The sequence below is a fragment of the Streptomyces sp. NPDC034043 genome, assembly GCF_055575675.1.
The window spans coordinates 212912-230750 of the sequence record NZ_JBVISF010000006.1; the positions used below are offsets into that span (position 1 = coordinate 212912).

The window sequence follows — 17839 nt, forward strand, 5'->3', positions numbered from 1 at the left end:
CGCGCACGTCGGGGCCGTGGGGCGCCGGAGGTGCTACAACTGGGGACGTGACCCTTCCTCGCCAGCCGTACCGGGCAATGCGGTGCGGTCACCCCTGAGCAAGGGATTCAAGAGCGTCGCCGGACAGGTGTTCGTCCTCCAGGTGGCGATCGTGGTGTTGCTCGCCGCCGGTGCCCTCCTGGCGCTGCTCCTGCAGTCCCGCCACGACGTCGACCGTGAGGCCCGCAACCGGTCGATCGCCGTCGCCCAGACCTTCGCGCACTCTCCCGACCTGCGGGAAGCGCTGCGCACGGCCGATCCGTCCGCCATCCTGCAACCCCTCGCGGAGGCCACGCGCAAGGCCGCCGGGGTCGACTTCATCGTCGTCATGGACACCCGGGGGATCCGCTACAGCCATCCGAAGCCGGACCGCATCGGCAAGCGCTTCGTGGGCACCATCGAGCCCTCGCTCGCCGGCCGGGTCCACACCGAGAGCGTGCGGGGGCCGCTCGGCAAGGAGATCCAGGCGGTGGTGCCGGTCACCGCGCCGGACGGCAGGGTCGTCGCTCTGGTGTCGGCGGGCCTGACGGTGGAAAACGTCAGCGGCGCCTTCGAGCGCCAGCTCCCCGTCATCCTCCTGGTCATGGCCACCGGCCTGGCCCTGGCCACCGCCGGCACGGCGCTGACCAGCCGCCGCCTGCGCCGCCAGACGCACGGGCTCGGCCCCCAGGAGATGACCCGGATGTACGAGCACCACGACGCGGTGCTCCACTCCGTCCGCGAGGGGGTCCTGATCACGGACGGCGACGGGCGGCTGGTCCTGGCGAACGACGAGGCCAAGCGGCTGCTCGGGCTGCCCGAAGGGGCCGAGGGCCTGCACATCGGCGAGGTACCGGGCCTGGACAGCCGGATGGCCGACCTGCTGCTGTCGGGCCGGGTGGCCACCGACGAGGTGCTGGAGACCGGGGACCGGCTGCTCGTCGTCAACCAGCGGCCCACCCACCCGCACGGCCGGCCCGAGGGCGCCGCCGTCACCATCCGCGACTCCACCGACATGCGGGTCCTCTCCGGCCGCGCGGAGGCCGCCCGCAAGCGCCTCAAGCTGCTGTACGACGCCACCGGTGACATCGGCACCACCCTCGACGTGGAACGCACCGCCCAGGAGCTCGCCGACGTCGCCGTGCCCCGCTTCGCGGACTTCGTCACCGTCGACCTGGCCGACCCGGTGCTCGACGGCGAGGAGCCCGGCCCCGGCTCCGACATGCTGCGCACCGCGGTCAGCGGGATCCGCGCCGACCACCCGCTGTACCCGCTCGGCCGGCTGATCGAGTTCAAGCCCACCACCCCGCAGGCGCGCGGCTACGACACCGGGAAGACGGAGCTGGTGCCGGACCTGGCCGACGCGCCGGGGTGGCACGTGCAGGACCCCCGGCGGGCCGCCGCCATCGTCGAGTACGGCATCCACTCGCTGATCGCGGCGCCGCTCAAGGCCAGGGGCGTGGTCCTCGGCGTGGTCAACTTCTGGCGGGCCGAGAAGCCCGAACCCTTCGACGAGGACGACGTGTCGCTGGCCGAGGAGCTGGTCGCCCGCGCCGCCGTCGCCATGGACAACGCCCGCCGCTACACGCGCGAGCACACGCTGGCCGTCACCCTCCAGCGCAGCCTGCTGCCCCGCGGCCTGCCGGACCAGAGCGCCGTGGACGCGGCGCACTGCTACCTGCCCGCGCAGTCCGGGGTCGGCGGTGACTGGTTCGACGTGATCCCGCTGCCGGGCGGCCGGGTCGCCCTGGTCGTCGGGGACGTGGTCGGGCACGGGCTGCACGCCGCGGCCACGATGGGCCGGCTGCGCACGGCGGTGCACAACTTCACCTCCCTCGACCTGCCGCCCGACGAACTCCTCGCCCGCCTGGACGACCTAGTGCAGCGCATCGACGAGGACGACACCGACGGCGCCGCCGGCGTGCTCGGCGCGACCTGCCTGTACGCCGTCTACGACCCGGTCTCCCGGTACTGCACCCTGTCCCGGGCCGGGCACCTGCCACCGATGGTGGTCGCCCCGGACGGCACCACGGAGATCGTCGACGTGCCGGCCGGTCCCCCGCTCGGGCTGGGCGGCATGCCGTTCGAGACGAGCGAGCTGCGCCTGGCGGAGGGCAGCCAGCTCGTGCTGTACACGGACGGCCTGGTGGAGCAGCGGACCCGGGACATCGAGGAGGGGCTGGAGCTGCTGCGCGCGGCGCTCAGCCACCCGGACCGGGACCCGCAGGAGAGCTGTCTCGCCGTCCTCGACGCCATGCTGCCGTCCCGGCCCACCGACGACGTGGCCCTGCTCATCGCCAGGACCCGGACCCTGGGCCCCGACCGGGTCGCGCAGTGGGACGTACCGCCGCGGGCGAGCGGAGTCGGTGTCGTACGGAACCTGGCGTCCGCGAAGCTCGCGGAGTGGGGGATGGAGGAGCTCGCCTTCACCACCGAGCTCATCCTCAGCGAGCTGATCACCAACGCGCTGCGGCACGGAAGCCCGCCGGTCCGGGTCCGGCTGATCCACGACCACGCCCTGACCTGCGAGGTGTGGGACGGCAGCAGCACCGCCCCGCACCTGCGGTACGCGGCCACCACGGACGAGGGCGGGCGCGGGCTGTTCCTGGTGGCGCAGCTCAGCGAGCACTGGGGCACCCGGTACACGGCCGAGGGGAAGGTCATCTGGTCGGAGCAGGGGCTGACGGGCCACCCGGACGGCGTACCGCTGGAGGCCTTCGGGGATCTCGGGCCGTAGCGTGGAGGGGTGCGCCCCAAGCGCTCCGTGTCCGCCTGCCTGACCGCGGTCGCCGTGCTGTACGCGAGCGCGACGCCCGGTTGCGCGCCCGCGGCCCGCGAGCGCTCCGGGGCGCCGGTACGGGCCGCCGCGCCGGTGCTCGCGGCGCAGGTGACGGAGGTGCCCGCGGGGAAGCTGGGGGCGAGCATGCGGGCCGGGTGCCCGGTGACGGCGGACCGGCTGCGGCTGGTCCGGATGAACCACTGGGGCTTCGACGGGAAGGTCCACCGGGGCGAACTGGTCGTCCACCGGGACGCGGTGCGGCCCCTGCTGTACGTGTTCGGCCGGGCCCTGGACGCCCGCTTCCCGATCCGGAGGATGCGGGTGACGGCCGAGTACGGCGGCGACGACCGCGCGGCGATGGCCGACGACAACACCTCGGCGTTCAACTGCCGGCCGGTGACCGGGGACTCCGGGAGGCTTTCGCGGCACTCGTGGGGTCTCGCGGTCGACGTCAACCCGGTCGAGAACCCGTACGTGGACCGGCAGGGGGTGGTGCATCCCCCGGCGGGCCGGGCCTACCTGCGCCGGGACCCGGTCCGTCCCGGGATGATCACGTCGGACGGGGCGGTGGCCAGGGCGTTCCGCCGGGTCGGCTGGCACTGGGGCGGCGAGTGGTGGTCCAGCCCGGACTACCAGCACTTCTCGTCCGACGGCGGATAGGCCCTGCCGCCGGGGCGGCGCGGCGAGGGCGGGGGGCAGGGCGCAGCGGCGGCCCACGCTCGGGGCGCCGGGGAGCGACGGCGTACGGTCACCGGCGTGCCGCGGCGCGCGTCCGGACCGCCGCGGGCACACGTCGCCGGGCGGGTATCGCACGGGTGATCCACTCCCGGACGGCCGTATCATCGAGGCCGGTCGGCCCCGTCCGGGGAGGACCGCACACGCCTGCCGCCGCCCGAGAACTCCACGATTACAGAGGCGAGGACCTGCACGTGCACAGGACCGTCACCGAACTCGCGGACGGCCGCGAGCTCATCTACTACGACAGCGCCCCCGGCCGGGACCGCGGGGCCGAGGACCTGCGGCCGCTCGACCCCGTGGAGAGCACGCCCGAGCTGCGCCGGGATCCGGCCACCGGCGACTGGGTCACCATCGCCGCCCACCGGCAGTCCCGTACCCATCACCCGCCCGCCGACGCCTGCCCGCTCTGTCCGTCCCGGGACGGCCGGCCGAGCGAAATCCCGGCCGGCGACTACGAGGTGGCCGTCTTCGAGAACCGTTTCCCCTCGCTCTCCGGCCCGGCCGGCCGCTGCGAGGTGGTCTGCTTCACCCCGGAGCACGACTCCGGTTTCGCCGCCCTCACCCCCGAGCGGGCCCGGCTGGTGCTGGACGCCTGGACCGACCGCACCGCCGAACTGTCGGCCCGCCCCGGCGTGCGGCAGGTCTACTGCTTCGAGAACCGGGGCGCCGAGATCGGCGTCACCCTCCCCCACCCGCACGGCCAGATCTACGCGTTCTCCGCCCCCACCCCGCGGACCGCCAAGCACCTCGCCGCGGCCGCCGCCCACCGGGCGGCCACCGGGCGCAACCTCTTCGAGGACCTGCTCGGCGAGGCCCGCGCGGCCACCGAGCGCGTGGTCCTCGCCGGGGAGCACTGGACGGCCTTCGTCCCGTACGCCGCCCGCTGGCCCTACGAGGTCCACCTGTACCCGCACCGCAGGGTGGCCGCCCTGACCGGCCTCGACGAGGCGGAGCGGGCCGAGTTCCCCGGGCTGTACCTGGACCTGCTGCGGCGCTTCGACCGGCTCTTCGGGCTGGCGGAGCCCACTCCGTACATCTCCGCCTGGCACCAGGCCCCGCTCGTGGGCGGTGAGGAACTCGCCCTGCACCTCGAGCTGTTCACGGTCCGGCGGACCGCGGACAAGCTGAAGTTCCTGGCCGGCACCGAATCCGGCATGGACGCCTTCATGAACGACGTGGCTCCCGAGACCGCGGCCCGGCGACTGCGGGAGGTCCGGTGAGCACGCGGGTGAGCCGGGACTTCGAGCGGATCCACGGCCGCGCCCCGGAAGGGGTCTGGGCCGCCCCGGGCAGGGTGAACCTGATCGGTGAACACACCGATTACAACGACGGTTTCGCCCTCCCCATGGCCCTGCCGCAGACCACGGTGCTCGCCGCCGGCCGCCGCGACGACGGTCGGCTGCGGGTGCACAGCGCCCAGGGCGACGGGCGGGTCACGGAGTTCGCGGTGACGGAGCTCGCCCCGGGCGGGGGCGGCGGCTGGGCCTGCTATCCCGCCGGGGTGGTCTGGGCGCTGCGCGAGCGGGGTCTGGCCGTCGGCGGCGCCGACCTGCACCTGGACAGCTCGGTGCCCACCGGTGCGGGGCTGTCCTCCTCGGCGGCCCTGGAGTGCGCGGTGGCCGTCGCGTACGACGAGCTGTACGGGCTGGGGCTGTCCCGGCCGGAGCTGGCGCGGGTGGCGCAGCACGCGGAGAACGCCTTCGCCGGTGTGCCATGCGGGGTCATGGACCAGATGGCCTCGCTGTGCTGTGCCGAGGGCGGGGCCCTGTACCTGGACAGCCGCGGTCTGGACGTCCGGCAGGTCCCCTTCGACCTCACCGGGCACGGCCTGACGCTGCTGGTGCTGGACACCCGGGTCAAGCACGACCTCGCCGACGGGGCGTACGCCGCCCTGCGGGCGGGGTGCGAGCGGGCGGCGCGGCTGCTGGGCCTGCCCGCCCTGCGGGACCTCGACGAGACGGAGCTGCCGGGGGCCCTGGCGGAGCTGCCCGGGGAACTCGTCCCGCTGGTGCGGCACGTGGTCACCGAGAACGGGCGGGTCGGCCGGGCCGTCGAGCGTCTGGCGGCGGGCGAGCCGGAGGCCCTGGGCCCGCTGCTGACCGCCGGGCACGCCTCCCTCCGGGACGACTACCGGGTGTCCTGCCCGGAGACCGACCTCGCGGTGGAGGCCGCCGTCGCCGCGGGTGCGCTGGGGGCCCGGATGACCGGGGGTGGATTCGGGGGCTCGGTGATCGCCCTGGTTCCGGCGGAGCGGGCCGCGTCCGTGGGCGGGGCCGTGACGGATGCCTTCGCGGCGGCCGGGTTCGCTCCCCCGGCGGTGCTGGAGGCCGTGCCCTCGGCGGGAGCCCGCAGGATCACCTGACCCGGCCGGAGCGGATGGCGGCGTTCCTACTCGGGTGGGGATGAGTATGCGCGCTCTGCCGGGACGGCCGGGCGGGCCGAACACTGGAGGCATGAACAAGCGAACGCACGGACCGGCTCACGAACTGTCGACGGGCCTGGTGCTGGCCGGGGTGGCGACGGCGGCCTGGGCCGCCTGGCTGGGGTGGGACCAGCAGCGGGACGTCCAGCCCGACGGTTCGACGACCGGCCCCTACGAGGCGTGGCAGGTGATCGGGCTCGTGCTCACCCTGCTGGTGCCGGTGTACTGGGCGGCCGCCCGGCAGTACGTCCCGGCCGCGGTGCTCGGCACCAGCGCCGGTCTGGGCGCCGCCGCCTTCGTCGACTGGTCGGACGACGGGAGCGGGCTGTTCGTGATCGGCGTGGGCATGGTCGTGATCGGGAGCCTGGTGGTGACCTGTGCCCTGGCGCTCGCGGTCGCCTCGCTGAAGCGGAGGCCTTGAGACCGCCTATACCGCCTATACCGCCCATACCGCCCGATGTTCGGCGCGCGGGTCCTGACCGCGCCGACGGGTCCCGGCCCGGCCGGCGCCCCCTGGAGGGCGGCACGGCCGGGCTTCTCTGCCTTTCGGCAGAGGAACGGATCCCCCGCGAGGCTCACGCCGCCGCGGGCGCCGGCATCAATACTGGTCAGCGTGGTCCGCATCCCCTCCTTCCGCCGTCCTGCCCGCAGCGTCCCGTCCGGGGCGCTGCCGTCCGGGTGCGCGCGTACGGCGGCCGGGACCGCCGGCGTGGCCCTGCTGGGGCTGGGGGTGTTCGCGGCCGTCGCGGGTCTCGGGCTCGTGCGTCACCCGTCCTTGCAGCTGCTGGTGATCCTTCTCGGCGTCGGCCTCTTTCCGCTGCGCGGCCGGTTCCCCGGGCCGGTGATGCTCGCGCTGGCCGCCCTGACCGGGCTGGCGAGCGGTGTCGGGCCCCTCGCCGCGGTGGCCGCGTACGCCCTGGCGCGGCGCACGGCCGTGGCCCGGCAGCGGGCCCGGCTGCTGGCCGCGGCGGGCTGCCTCCTCGTGGCGGTGGCGACGGCGGCCGCGCCGCTGGCCGGTCCGGGGCGGGTGCCGTACGGTCTGGCGCTGGGCCTGGTGCTGGCCCCGACCGCGGTGATCGTGCCGGGGCTGGTCGGTACGGCGCAGGGGCAGCAGCGGCGTCTGGTACGGGCCCTGCGCGAGCGCGGGGACGCGGCGGAACGGGCGCGCCGGGCGGCGGACAGCGAGGCCCGCACCCATGAGCGTTCGCGCATCGCCGCCGAGATGCACGACCTGCTCGGGCACCGGCTCAGCCTGATCTCGCTGCACGCGGGCGGGCTGGAGATGGCCCTCGGCCGGGCGGATCCCGAGCTGCGCGAGGAGGCCGTCCTGGTACGGCGGACCACCCGTGACGCGATGCGCGAGCTGCGGCAGGTCCTCGGGGTGCTCGGGCCGCTGGGCCGGGACGCCGGGCCGGACGTCCTGACGGACGCGACGGGCACCCGCGCCGACATCGCGGCGCTGGTGGCGGAGTCCCGCGACGGCGGGGTCGCCGTGCGGCTGGACTGGACGGGCCCGGACCTCGACGGCGGTCCGGCGGCGGTGCGCCGGGCGGCGCACCGGGTGGTGCGCGAGGCCCTGACCAACGTCCACCGGTACGCCCCGTCGGCGCACGTCACCGTCAGCGTGACCCACGACGGGGAAGCGGTACGGATCACCGTGCGCAACGGGGCGCCGCCCGGACCCGCCGTCGCCGGTGCCGGGGACGCGGGCGTGGGCACCGGCCGCGGACTCACCGGCCTCAGGGAGCGGGTGGAACTCCTCGGCGGAGCCTTCGACGCCGCCCCGCTGCCCTCCGGCGGGTTCCGGGTGGACGCGGCCCTGCCGGCGGAGCCCGGTGACGCCCTCGTCCCGGAGCCGTCCGCCGGGCCGGACCCCGCCGGGCCGGACGCCACCGCTCCCGGCCCGCGGGGCACCGGGTCCGAGGGCGGCGCCGCGAACACCCTGACGCTGGCCCTCGGTCTCGGGGCGCTGTGCGTGCTGATGGCCCTCGGGACCGCCTTCGTGTACGGCAGCGCGCCCCGGCGGGACGCGGGACCGCGCCCGCTGCCCCGGGTCGGCATGACGTACGCGGACGTGACGGGCCTCGGCGTCGTGGACAACGCGGCGGTCCGGGCCGCCGCCACCGGGCACGAGCCGCCGCGTCCTGCCGGCACGGCCGGCTGCGTCTACCCGTTCAACGGCGCGACCGAGGCCCGTCCCGGCGGGCTGCTGGTGGCCCGCTACTGCTTCGACGCCGGACAGCGTCTGACCGCCATCGACCGTTTCACCGTCCCGTCGGTCCGGGACGCCGCACCCTGGGAGACCCCGTGACCGAGACCGACCGGCCGATCCGTGTCCTGCTCGCCGACGACGAGACGATGATCCGGCACGGCGTGCGCCTGATCCTGCGTCATGCCGACGGCATCGAGGTCGTCGCCGAGGCGGCGGACGGGAGGCAGGCCGTCGAACTGGCCGCCGCCCACCACCCCGACGTGGCGCTGGTCGACATCCGGATGCCGGTGTGCGACGGGCTGGCGGCGATCGCGCCGTTGCTCGCGCTGGATCCGGCGCCGCGCGTGGTGATGCTGACGACCTTCGGTGACGACGACAACGTCGTCCGGGCGCTGCGGGAGGGTGCCGCCGGGTTCCTGCTGAAGGACGAAGGGCCGCAGGAGCTGATCAGCGCGGTACGGGCCGCCGCGGCGGGTGACGCCGTGCTCTCCCCCGGCGTGACCGGGGCGGTGATCTCCCGGATGCTGGGCGCCCCCGAGCCGGGGCCCGCCGACGGCGCGGACGGGGACGAGCGGCTCGCCCGGCTCACGGGCCGCGAGCGGGACGTGCTCGCGGCGCTCGGCGAGGGGCTGTCCAACCAGGAGATCGCGGTCCGGCTCGGCATCGGGACCGGCACGGTGAAGACGCACGTGGGAGCGATCCTGGACAAGACGGGTTCGGCGAGCCGGGTGCAGGCGGCGCTCCTGGCGCACCGGACCGGGCTGGCCTCCTGAGCCTCTGCCCCGGGGCGGGGGCGGCGGCCCGGACCTCTGCCCTCCGGCAGAGGAGCACGGGCCCGGGCCGCTCTTTCGGCAGAGGCCCACTCGGTCCTTGAGACCGATGTCCGCGCAGGTCAGAGCCGTGAGGATGGAAGTGTCCCCGGCGCGCGGCAGGTTCGCGCGGGCCGTCGTCCTCCAGGTGGAGCATCCATGTCGCACGCGTTTCCGTCCTCCCCCGTGCCGTCCTTTCCCGTGCCTCCCGCGGCCGTGCCCCCCGGGTCCGCGGAGGCCGTCGGGCCCGCCGCCCGCGCGACCGGCCTGACCAAGACGTACGGGAAGGGCGAGACCCGGGTCACGGCGCTGGACGCGGTGTCCGTGGAGTTCGCGCGGGGCCGGTTCACCGCGGTCATGGGACCGTCCGGTTCCGGCAAGTCCACGCTGATGCACTGCATGGCCGGCCTGGACACGGTGACCTCCGGTTCGGCGCGGATCGGCGGGGTGGAACTGTCCGGCCTGAACGACCGGCAGCTGACGCGGCTGCGCCGGGAGAAGGTGGGCTTCGTCTTCCAGGGCTTCAACCTGCTGCCCACGCTCACGGCGCTGGAGAACATCACCCTGCCGCTGCGGCTCTCCGGGCGGCAGCCCGACACCGCGTGGAGGGACACCGTCATCGCCACCGTCGGGCTCGCCGGCCGGCTCGCCCACCGTCCGGCCGAACTGTCGGGGGGTCAGCAGCAGCGCGTCGCCGTGGCCCGCGCGCTGGTCTCGCGTCCGGAGATCGTGTTCGCCGACGAGCCGACCGGCAACCTCGATTCCCGTTCCGGCGCGGAGGTACTCGGCTTCCTGCGGGACTCGGTACGGGAGCTGGGCCAGACCGTGGTGATGGTCACCCACGATCCCGTGGCCGCCGCCCATGCCGACCGCGTGGTGTTCCTGGCCGACGGCCGCCTCGTGGACGAGCTGCGGGAGCCGACCTCCGGCGCCGTCCTGGACCGGATGCTCGCCTTCGAAGCCGCGGGCCGGGCCCGCTGACCGGCACTCCTCCTTCGCCCGTCCCCCGCTGCCGACGCCTTCCGAAAGCCCACCCATGCTGCGAACAGCCCTGCGCAACGTCCTCGCCCACAAGACGCGCCTGATCATGACCGCCCTCGCGGTCTGTCTCGGAGTCGCGTTCATCTCCGGCTCGCTCGTCTTCGCCGACACCACCACCGCCGCCTACCGCGCCTCCATGTCCCGCAACTACTCCGGCATCGCCGTCACCGTGGACCCGAAGCACCCCGTGGGCGCCCCCGCCGACGAACGCGCCGGCGTCCTCGACGACGCGCTCGTGGCCGGGCTGGCCGCCGTGCCCGGTGTCGCCGCGGCCCGGCCGACCGTCGACGGATCGGTGACCCTGGCCACGAAGGACGGCTCGCCGATGCGCGCCGGCAACGCGATGGGCAAGCTGGCGGCCGCCTACGTCCCCGGCGCCGACGGAACGGACGCCCGCTACCCCCTGACGGCCGGCCGCGCGCCCCGCGACGGCGGCGAAGTGGCCCTGGACCGGGGCACCGCACGGGCCGGCTCGTACGCCCTCGGTGACACCGTCACCCTGGCCTCGGACGGCCCCGTGCTGCGGCTGCGGCTGGTCGGCATCGTCTCCACGGACGACACCCGGGTCACGTCCGGCGGCACCCTCGCGGTGTTCGACAGGGCCACCGCCCAGAAGCTCTTCGCCGCCCCGGGCCGTTACACCGGGATCGACCTGACCGCCTCGCCCGGCACCGACCCGTTCGACCTCGCACGGCGGGTGGGGGCGCTGCTGCCGGCCGACCGCGCCGAGGCCACCACCGCGGCCGCCAAGGCCCAGCAGCAGTCCGTCTTCATCGGTGCCAAAACGCGCGGCTACTCCCGGCTGCCCCTGGTCTTCGCCGTGGTGTCCCTCTTCATCGGCTCGTTCCTCATCATCAACACCTTCACCATGCTCATCACGCGACGGACCCGGGAGATCGCGCTGCTCCGAGCGATCGGCGCCACCCGGCGCCAGGTGGTCCGCTCCGTGCTCGCCGAGGCCGCCCTCGTGGGCCTGCTCGCCTCCGTGACCGGATTCGGCCTGGGCCTCGGTGTCGCCGCCGCGCTGCCCCACCTGCTCGGCACCGGGGAAGCCCCGCTGCCCGACGGCCCGTTGGTGATCGGCCCCACCCCGGTCATCGCCTCCCTCGCCGTGGGCGTCGGCGTCACGGTCCTCGCCGCGTGGCTGCCGTCGCGCCGCGCCGCGCGGATCGCTCCCGTCGAGGCGATGCGCACCGCCGGGCAGCCGCCTTCCGCGAAGCCGTCCCGGATCCGGGCGGCGGCCGGCGGGGCCGTCCTGCTGGCGGGCGCCGGCCTGCTGCTCTCCCTGGGCGGCGCGAAGGACGCCTCGGACGAGAACCTGCGGACCGCGATGTTCGGCTGCGGCGTCCTCGTGACCGGACTCATCGTGCTGGCGCCGCTGCTGGCGGGTCCGGTGATCCGGTCGATCGGCCGGATCACCCGCGGGACCGGCGTCGTGGGCGGCCTCGCGAAGGACAACGCCCTGCGCGATCCCCGGCGTACGGCCGCCACCGCCGTGGCCCTGATGATCAGCACGGCGCTGGTGACCGGGCTCGCCGTCATCGGGCACTCCTCCAGCCGGGCCCTGGACTCCCAGGCGGCCGCCGGTCTGAGCGCCGATTACGTCATCGGCACCCGCAACACCACCACCGCCGTGGACGATGCCGCCGTCCGGCGGATCGCCGCCGTCCCCGGTGTCGCGGCCGCCTCCGCCGTGTCGGACTCCGTCATCACCGTCGGGGGCGGCGCCGGGCAGGTCTCGGGCGTCGACCCGAAGAGCGTGGGGGCCGTCATGGAACTCCGGTTCACCAGCGGCTCCGCCGAGGGGATCGGGCCGGGCCGGATCGCGGTCTCCAGCGGCTTCGCCCGGGACCACCGGATCAGCACCGGTGACCGGATCACGGCGGCCATCGGTCCCGGCCTGGGTGATCGCGACCGGCCCTACACGGTCGTCGGGATCTACCGCGACAACCCGACCGTGCAGGACGTGCTCGCCGACCGCGGCGATGTCCAGCGGTACGGCTACCTGCGCGACTCCGTGCAGCGCGTCCTCGTGGCCGCCGCGCCGGGAGCCGCCACGGCCGACCTCGGGAAGCGGCTGCGCGCCGCCGTCGACAACAGTCCCCTGCTGAAGGTCCAGAGCCGTGCCGAGCTGGTCCGGGAGCAGGCGGGCGTCGCCGGTGACCTCCTCACCATGGTGTTCGGACTGCTCGTCATCGGGGTGGTCATCTCGGCCCTCGGCATGGTCAACACGCTCGCCATGTCGGTCGCCGAACGCACCCGGGAGATCGGCGTCCTGCGCGCCATCGGGATGGACCGCACCGGGATCCGCCGCATGATCCGCCTCGAGTCCCTCACGGTCGCCGCCTACGGCACCCTGCTCGGACTGGCCGGCGGCCTGTTCGGGGCGTGGAAGGTCAGCGGACTGGCCAACGGGGCCATCCCGCAGTACGCCTTCTCCCTCCCCTGGGGCACCCTCGCCCTCGTCGTCCTCCTCTCCCTGGCCGTCGGCGCCGCGGCGGCCGCCCTTCCCGCCCGACGGGCCGCCGCGCTCAGCCCGCTGCACGCCGTCGCGGACGCGTAGCGCCCGTTCCACGGGGTCTGGCGTTTTGGACCTTCTGCTGACGGGATCCGGCCGTCCTGGTCGGGAACGCGCCTTGCGCGCGGGTCCTCTGACGGACTGGAATGCCAAGGTCAGGGCCCGTCACCGCGCACCACGACCCGCACGGTGCCCGGTCCGGAAACCGGCATGGAAGGAACCGCGTTGGCATCCCTGCTCGACGGCTGCACCCCCTGGCCCGGGGAATGCGTCGACCGCTACTGGGCGGCCGGTCACTGGGGCGGCAACACGCTGGACAACCTGCTGCGCGGGTGGGCCCTGGAGTACGGGCCGCGGACCGCGCTGGTGCACGGCGGCACCCGCGTCACCTACGCGCACCTGAACCGGCGCGTGGACCGCATGGCCGCCGGGTTCCGGCTGCGCGGCCTGCGGCCCGGTATGCGGGTCGTCGTCCAGCTGCCGAACGTGCCCGAACTCGTCGTCACCGTGTTCGCCCTGATGCGGGCCGGCGTGGTCCCCCTCCTCTGCCCGGTCGCGTACCCCGCGTCCGGGGTGCCCGAGCTCGTACGGGTCACCCAGGCCGTCGGGTACGTCGGCCCGGCCACGTACGGGGGCTTCGACCACACGGCGATGGCCGCGGACATCGCGGCCCGGTGGCCCTTCCTGCGGCGGGTGTTCACCTATGAGGCGCCGGGGACCGAGTCCCCGTACGGCGGTATGACGACCGACCCGTCGAACTGCCAGTACGCCCCGCTGGGTTCCATCGACGCCGCACCCGAGCCGGCGCTGCCGCTGAGCGCCGGCCAGGTGGCGTTCCTGCTGCCCGCCGACGGCGACGGCGGCGGCACGCCGCGGCTCGTTCCGCGCACCCACAACGACTACGCCTACCAGGCGCGGGCCGCGGCCGGGCTGGTGTCGCTCACCGAGGACGACGTGTACCTCGCCGCGCTGCCCGCCGGGTCGGCCCTCGCCCTCGGGTGCCCCGGCGTCATCGGCACGCTCGGTGTGGGCGGCACCGTCGTCCTGGCCGACGGGACGGACCCCGCCGCGTGCCTCCCGGCCGTCGAACGGGAGCGGGTCACCCTGACCTCGCTGCCGCCGGCCGCCGCCGAGGCCTGGCTCGACGCGCTCGCCACGGTCCGGGCCGACGTGAGCAGTCTGCGTCTCGTACAGATCGGCGGCGGGCCCCTGTCCCGGGCGACCGCCGAGCGGGTGGAGCGCGAACTGGGCGGGCGGCTCCAGCAGGTCTTCGCCATGGCCGAGGGGCCGCTCGTGCTCACGCGGCCCGGCGATCCGGACGAGTCCGTGCTCACCACGCAGGGGCGCCCGCTGTCGCCCGACGACGAGGTCCTCGTCGTCGACGCCGACGGCCGGAACGTGCCCGACGGGGAGCCCAGCGAACTCCTGGTCCGCGGCCCGTACACCGCCCGTGGCTACTACCGGGCGGCCGGGGACAACGCCCGCTCCTTCACCGCCGACGGCTACTTCCGCACCGGCGCCCTGGCACGGCGCACGGCGTCGGGCGACCTGGTGGTGACCGGCCGGCGGCCCGAGCGGCCCCCGGCGGGCTGAGGACCGGCCGGGCGGGGCGACGTCCTCCCGGCCGACATGCCGGCTCTGGGCCCCTCCCGCATCATGAGTGCTGTGCACGAGCCACCGCGGGGACCGGTCTCTGTGTCGGTCGTGGTTCCCGTCTTCAACGAGGAGGAGGCCCTGCCCGTTCTCGCGGCGCGGCTGCGGCCCGTCCTGGACCGGGGCGGGGAACCGTACGAGGTCCTCGCCGTCGATGACGGCTCCACCGACCGGACGCCCCGCGTGCTGGAGGACCTGCGCCGTGCGTGGCCCCAGCTGCGCGTCGTGACCCTGCGGCGCAACAGCGGCCACCAGGCGGCCCTGACCGCCGGACTGCACCGGTCCCTGGGCTCGTACGTGATCAGCATGGACGCGGACCTCCAGGACCCGCCGGAACTCGTCCCGCAGATGCTTGCCCTGGCCCGGGCGGACGGTCTGGACGTCGTCTACGGCATCCGGAAGGACCGCTCCGCCGACACCGGGTTCAAACGCCGGACGGCCGCCGCGTACTACTGGCTCATGCGCCGCCTGGCCGGCTCCCACGTGCCCGCCCAGGCCGGCGACTTCCGCCTGCTGTCCCGACCCGTGGTGGAGACCCTGAAGACGCTCCCCGAGCAGCAGCGGATCTACCGCCTGCTCATCCCGTGGCTCGGCTTCCCCGAAGGCCGGATCACCTACCAGCGCGGGGAGCGGGCCGCCGGGGCCACCAAGTACCCGCTCCACAAGATGGTCCTCCTGGCCCTGGACAGCATCACGAGCTTCTCGGCGGTCCCCCTGCGCCTGGCCACGGCGATCGGCGCCTCCAGTCTCGTCGTCTGCCTCGCCTTCCTCGTCTGGGCCCTCGTCGCCCATGCGAGGGGCAGCACCCTGCCCGGCTGGACCTCCTTGATCATCACGGTCCTGTTCTTCGGGGCCGTCCAGCTCTTCTGCGTGGGAATGCTCGGCGAGTACGTGGCCCGCATCTACACGGCCGTCCAGGGCCGGCCCACCTACCACGTCGCTCGCGACACGGAGGACGAACGGCGGTAGGAGACGGTCACACCAGGACTCCGGAGAAGAACATCGCCCCCAGCAGTGCGTACTGGAGCGCGCAGCAGGCCAGCAGGGGCACCTGGACCCAGCGGGACGCCCGCGCGACCAGGACGAGCCCGACGAACATCTGCGCGTGATTGCGGTACCACGACATCTCCGCACCCGCGAGGAACGGCACGAGGAACACCGCCTCCGTCAGGACCAGGGCGGCCCATTGCCCGGCGTCGAGCCGGCGGTCCCGTACGAGCAGGACGGCGGCCGTCACCAGGACGAGCACGGCGAAGGCTGTGTTCAGCCACAGCTGCGTCCGGTGCGCCTCGAGGGCGTGCTCCACCAGTGGCGGAAGCGGCCCCTCGGGCGTGTACCAGTCGCGGAAGGGGAAACCGTACGCCTTGCCCATCTCCTCGAAGGGCTGGTGCAGGCCGCCCTGTCCGTAGCTGGATTCCTGGATGATCTCGTACGCGTCCCAGTGGCCCGTGGCCTGCCACATCAGCCATTTGGCCCAGAGCACTCCGCAGCTGGCGAGCGCGGCCGACGATCCGGCCTTGGCGAACCGCACCGGCCACGTGTCGCCCCGCCACGCGAAGAAGGCGCCGGCGAGCAGCATGCCGACGGCGACGGCACCGACGGGATGGCAGGCGGCCGCCACGAAACCGCCGGCGGCGGCGACCCCCCAGGACCCGCGCCGCACTCCGTCGGTGCAGACCAGGAGGGCCAGGGTGGCGGTGGCGACGGGGAAGGCGGCGTGGAGGTAGACCCCGCCGGGGAACACCGTACCGATGGCGAGGGTGAGGCCGGTGGCCCAGGTGAGCCGGGCGCCGAGCAGCCGCCAGAGCAGCACGAACATGCCCAGCAGGGACACTTCGGTGAGGACGACGGCGGAGAGCTCGTAGGAGAGCCCGGTGGCCGACACCGCGCGGACCGCCATCGGGTATCCGGGGAACCAGGCGACGTTTCCGCACATGACGTCGCGGAAGTCCGGATAGCGGTCCCGGCACCGGAACATCTCGTAGCCGGTGCGGGCGATGGACAGGTAGTGCGCGGAGTCCCAGCGGCTGCGGCCGCCGGTGGACCAGTACGCCACCCCCGACCCGTCGGCGGAGACCGATGCCCTCGCGACCATCCAGGTGAGGAGGTTCGAGACCAGCCACGCGACGACCGGCGGCCAGGGGGCCCGGCGATTCTCGCGGCCCGCCGGGCGGGTCGGTTCCACCATCTCCAGCCCCGCGATCGTCTCGTCGGCGGTGCCCGGTCCCGCCGGGGGCGGTCCGTGGTCCGCCGCATGGCCAGGCCGGGCGGAGGAGACCTGGCGGCCCGTACGGTGCCGTGCTTCACGGTCAGTCTGGCGAACGCCTCGCGCGGCTGCATCCGGGGGCGCCCGCAGGGGTCACGCGTACCGCGCCGGCAGGCGTCCCGGGACCCGCCGGTCCTCCGCTCCGCCGAACGGGCGAAGGCCCCGGCCGTGCCGTCGGACCCGCACCCGCCGGGCGGACCGGCCCGTGCTCAGTTGTCGACGAAGGTGAGGCTGGTGGCGTCGTACCGGGTGCCCGCGATCCGCTCCGCCGGCGCGGCGGCCTCGATGGCGGCGAGGTCCTCGGGGGACAGCTCCACGGCCAGGGCCGCGACGTTCTCCTCCAGGTAGCGCTGCCTCCGGGTGCCGGGGATCGGAGCCACGTCGTCGCCCCGGTGCTGGACCCACGCCAGGGCGAGCTGCCCGGTGGTGATGCCCTTCGCCGCGGCCAGTTCGTCGAGCCGCGCGACGATCGCCAGGTTCCGTTCGAGGTTCCCCTCGGCGAAACGCGGCTGCGTGCGCCGGATGTCGTCCTCGGCCATCCCCTCGACCGAGCTGTACCGGCCGGTCAGGAAGCCCCGCCCGAGCGGGGAGAAGGGCACCAGGCCGATGCCGAGTTCACGGCAGAGCGGGGCGGTCTCCGCTTCGAGGTCCCTGGTCCACAACGACCACTCGCTCTGCAGCGCGGCGATCGGGTGGACCGCGTGCGCCCGCCGGATGGTGGCCGCCCCGGCCTCGGACAGGCCGAGGTGGCGGACCTTCCCGGCCTGGACGAGCTCGGCCATGGCCCCGACGGTCTCCTCGATCGGCACCTTCGGGTCGACCCGGTGCTGGTAGTAGAGGTCGATGTGATCGACGCCGAGGCGCCGCAGCGACGCCTCGCACGCCTCCCGCACGTAGGCCGCGTCACCGCGGATCAGGGTGGGCTCGCCCAGCCGGTTGGCGAAGCCGAACTTGGTGGCCAGCACCACTTCGTCGCGGCGGCCGGCGACGGCCCGCCCGACCAACTCCTCGTTGTGGCCGAATCCGTAGAAGTCGGAGGTGTCGAGGAGGGTCACGCCGAGGTCGAGGGCGCGGTGCACGGTCGCGATCGACTGCGCGTCGTCCGGCGTGCCGTAGCCGTGGCTCATGCCCATGCATCCCAGGCCCTGCGCGGAAACCTTCAGACTGCCCAAGTGCCGGGCGGGTACGCCGTTCATGCCGCTTCCTCCTGATCTCGGAACATCACCGGACCAGGAGGCTAGGTGTTGGAGCGCACTCCATGTCAACCGCCGCCTGCCGAGCGGCGGCCGACACGGGGCACGGGACACGGCGCACGAGGCACGGCACACGGCAAAGGCCCCGGTCTCCGTGAGGAGGCCGGGGCCTTGATCGAGCGCTGGGCAG

13 protein-coding genes are annotated in these 17839 nt (G+C 74.7%); 11 read left to right on the forward strand and 2 right to left on the reverse strand.

The features are described from left to right. Positions 1–82 precede the first annotated feature (82 nt). The 11 genes from ACZ51S_RS17350 to ACZ51S_RS17400 all read left to right on the forward strand — a co-directional run bounded on the left by ACZ51S_RS17350 (position 83) and on the right by ACZ51S_RS17400 (position 15159). Positions 83–2755, forward strand: coding sequence for a SpoIIE family protein phosphatase (locus tag ACZ51S_RS17350; RefSeq protein ID WP_468474593.1), 2673 nt, complete (start codon positions 83–85; stop codon positions 2753–2755). Positions 2756–2764: 9 nt separating this feature from the next. Then, positions 2765–3457 (forward strand): M15 family metallopeptidase, encoded by a 693-nt coding sequence (locus tag ACZ51S_RS17355; protein WP_468474594.1) that lies wholly within the window; start codon positions 2765–2767, stop codon positions 3455–3457. A 269-nt stretch (positions 3458–3726) separates the two neighbouring features. Further along, on the forward strand, positions 3727–4755 hold the full coding sequence (gene galT, locus ACZ51S_RS17360) for a galactose-1-phosphate uridylyltransferase (RefSeq protein ID WP_468474595.1): 1029 nt from the start codon (positions 3727–3729) through the stop codon (positions 4753–4755). Continuing rightward, positions 4752–5897, forward strand: a complete 1146-nt coding sequence (gene galK, locus ACZ51S_RS17365) for a galactokinase (RefSeq protein WP_468961311.1) — start codon at positions 4752–4754, stop codon at positions 5895–5897. The genes galT and galK overlap by 4 nt, the downstream gene beginning before the upstream one ends. Positions 5898–5988: 91 nt before the next feature. Further along, the gene (locus ACZ51S_RS17370) at positions 5989–6378 is read left to right on the forward strand and encodes a hypothetical protein (RefSeq protein WP_468803303.1); all 390 of its coding nucleotides are present in this window, start codon (positions 5989–5991) and stop codon (positions 6376–6378) included. A gap of 192 nt (positions 6379–6570) precedes the next feature. Next, positions 6571–8268: a sensor histidine kinase gene (locus ACZ51S_RS17375; protein ID WP_468474598.1), complete on the forward strand. Its 1698-nt coding sequence runs from the start codon at positions 6571–6573 to the stop codon at positions 8266–8268. After that, the gene (locus ACZ51S_RS17380; RefSeq protein ID WP_388940682.1) at positions 8265–8942 is read left to right on the forward strand and encodes a response regulator; all 678 of its coding nucleotides are present in this window, start codon (positions 8265–8267) and stop codon (positions 8940–8942) included. Before ACZ51S_RS17375 ends, ACZ51S_RS17380 begins: the two co-directional genes overlap by 4 nt. A 195-nt stretch (positions 8943–9137) precedes the next feature. Next, complete coding sequence (locus ACZ51S_RS17385) at positions 9138–9959, forward strand: ABC transporter ATP-binding protein (protein WP_468803305.1); 822 nt, start codon at positions 9138–9140, stop codon at positions 9957–9959. A gap of 55 nt (positions 9960–10014) precedes the next feature. Next, positions 10015–12582: an ABC transporter permease gene (locus tag ACZ51S_RS17390; protein ID WP_468803307.1), complete on the forward strand. Its 2568-nt coding sequence runs from the start codon at positions 10015–10017 to the stop codon at positions 12580–12582. Positions 12583–12762: 180 nt separating this feature from the next. Beyond that, positions 12763–14130 carry an AMP-binding protein gene (locus tag ACZ51S_RS17395; protein ID WP_468961314.1) on the forward strand — a complete coding sequence of 456 codons (1368 nt, stop codon included), beginning with the start codon at positions 12763–12765 and terminating at the stop codon, positions 14128–14130. Between the two features lie 63 nt (positions 14131–14193). Further along, entirely contained in the window at positions 14194–15159 is a 966-nt protein-coding gene (locus ACZ51S_RS17400) for a glycosyltransferase family 2 protein (RefSeq protein ID WP_468803309.1), read from the forward strand. Between the two features lie 7 nt (positions 15160–15166). Here the strand turns inward: ACZ51S_RS17400 and ACZ51S_RS17405 are convergent, their stop codons facing one another. Both ACZ51S_RS17405 and ACZ51S_RS17410 read right to left on the reverse strand, forming a co-directional pair. Continuing rightward, on the reverse strand, positions 15167–16378 hold the full coding sequence (locus ACZ51S_RS17405) for a hypothetical protein (protein WP_468961316.1): 1212 nt from the start codon (positions 16376–16378) through the stop codon (positions 15167–15169). Between the two features lie 287 nt (positions 16379–16665). Next, a complete protein-coding gene (locus ACZ51S_RS17410; protein ID WP_468961318.1) occupies positions 16666–17652 on the reverse strand; it encodes an aldo/keto reductase in 987 nt (328 codons plus the stop codon). Between the last annotated feature and the right edge of the window lie 187 nt (positions 17653–17839).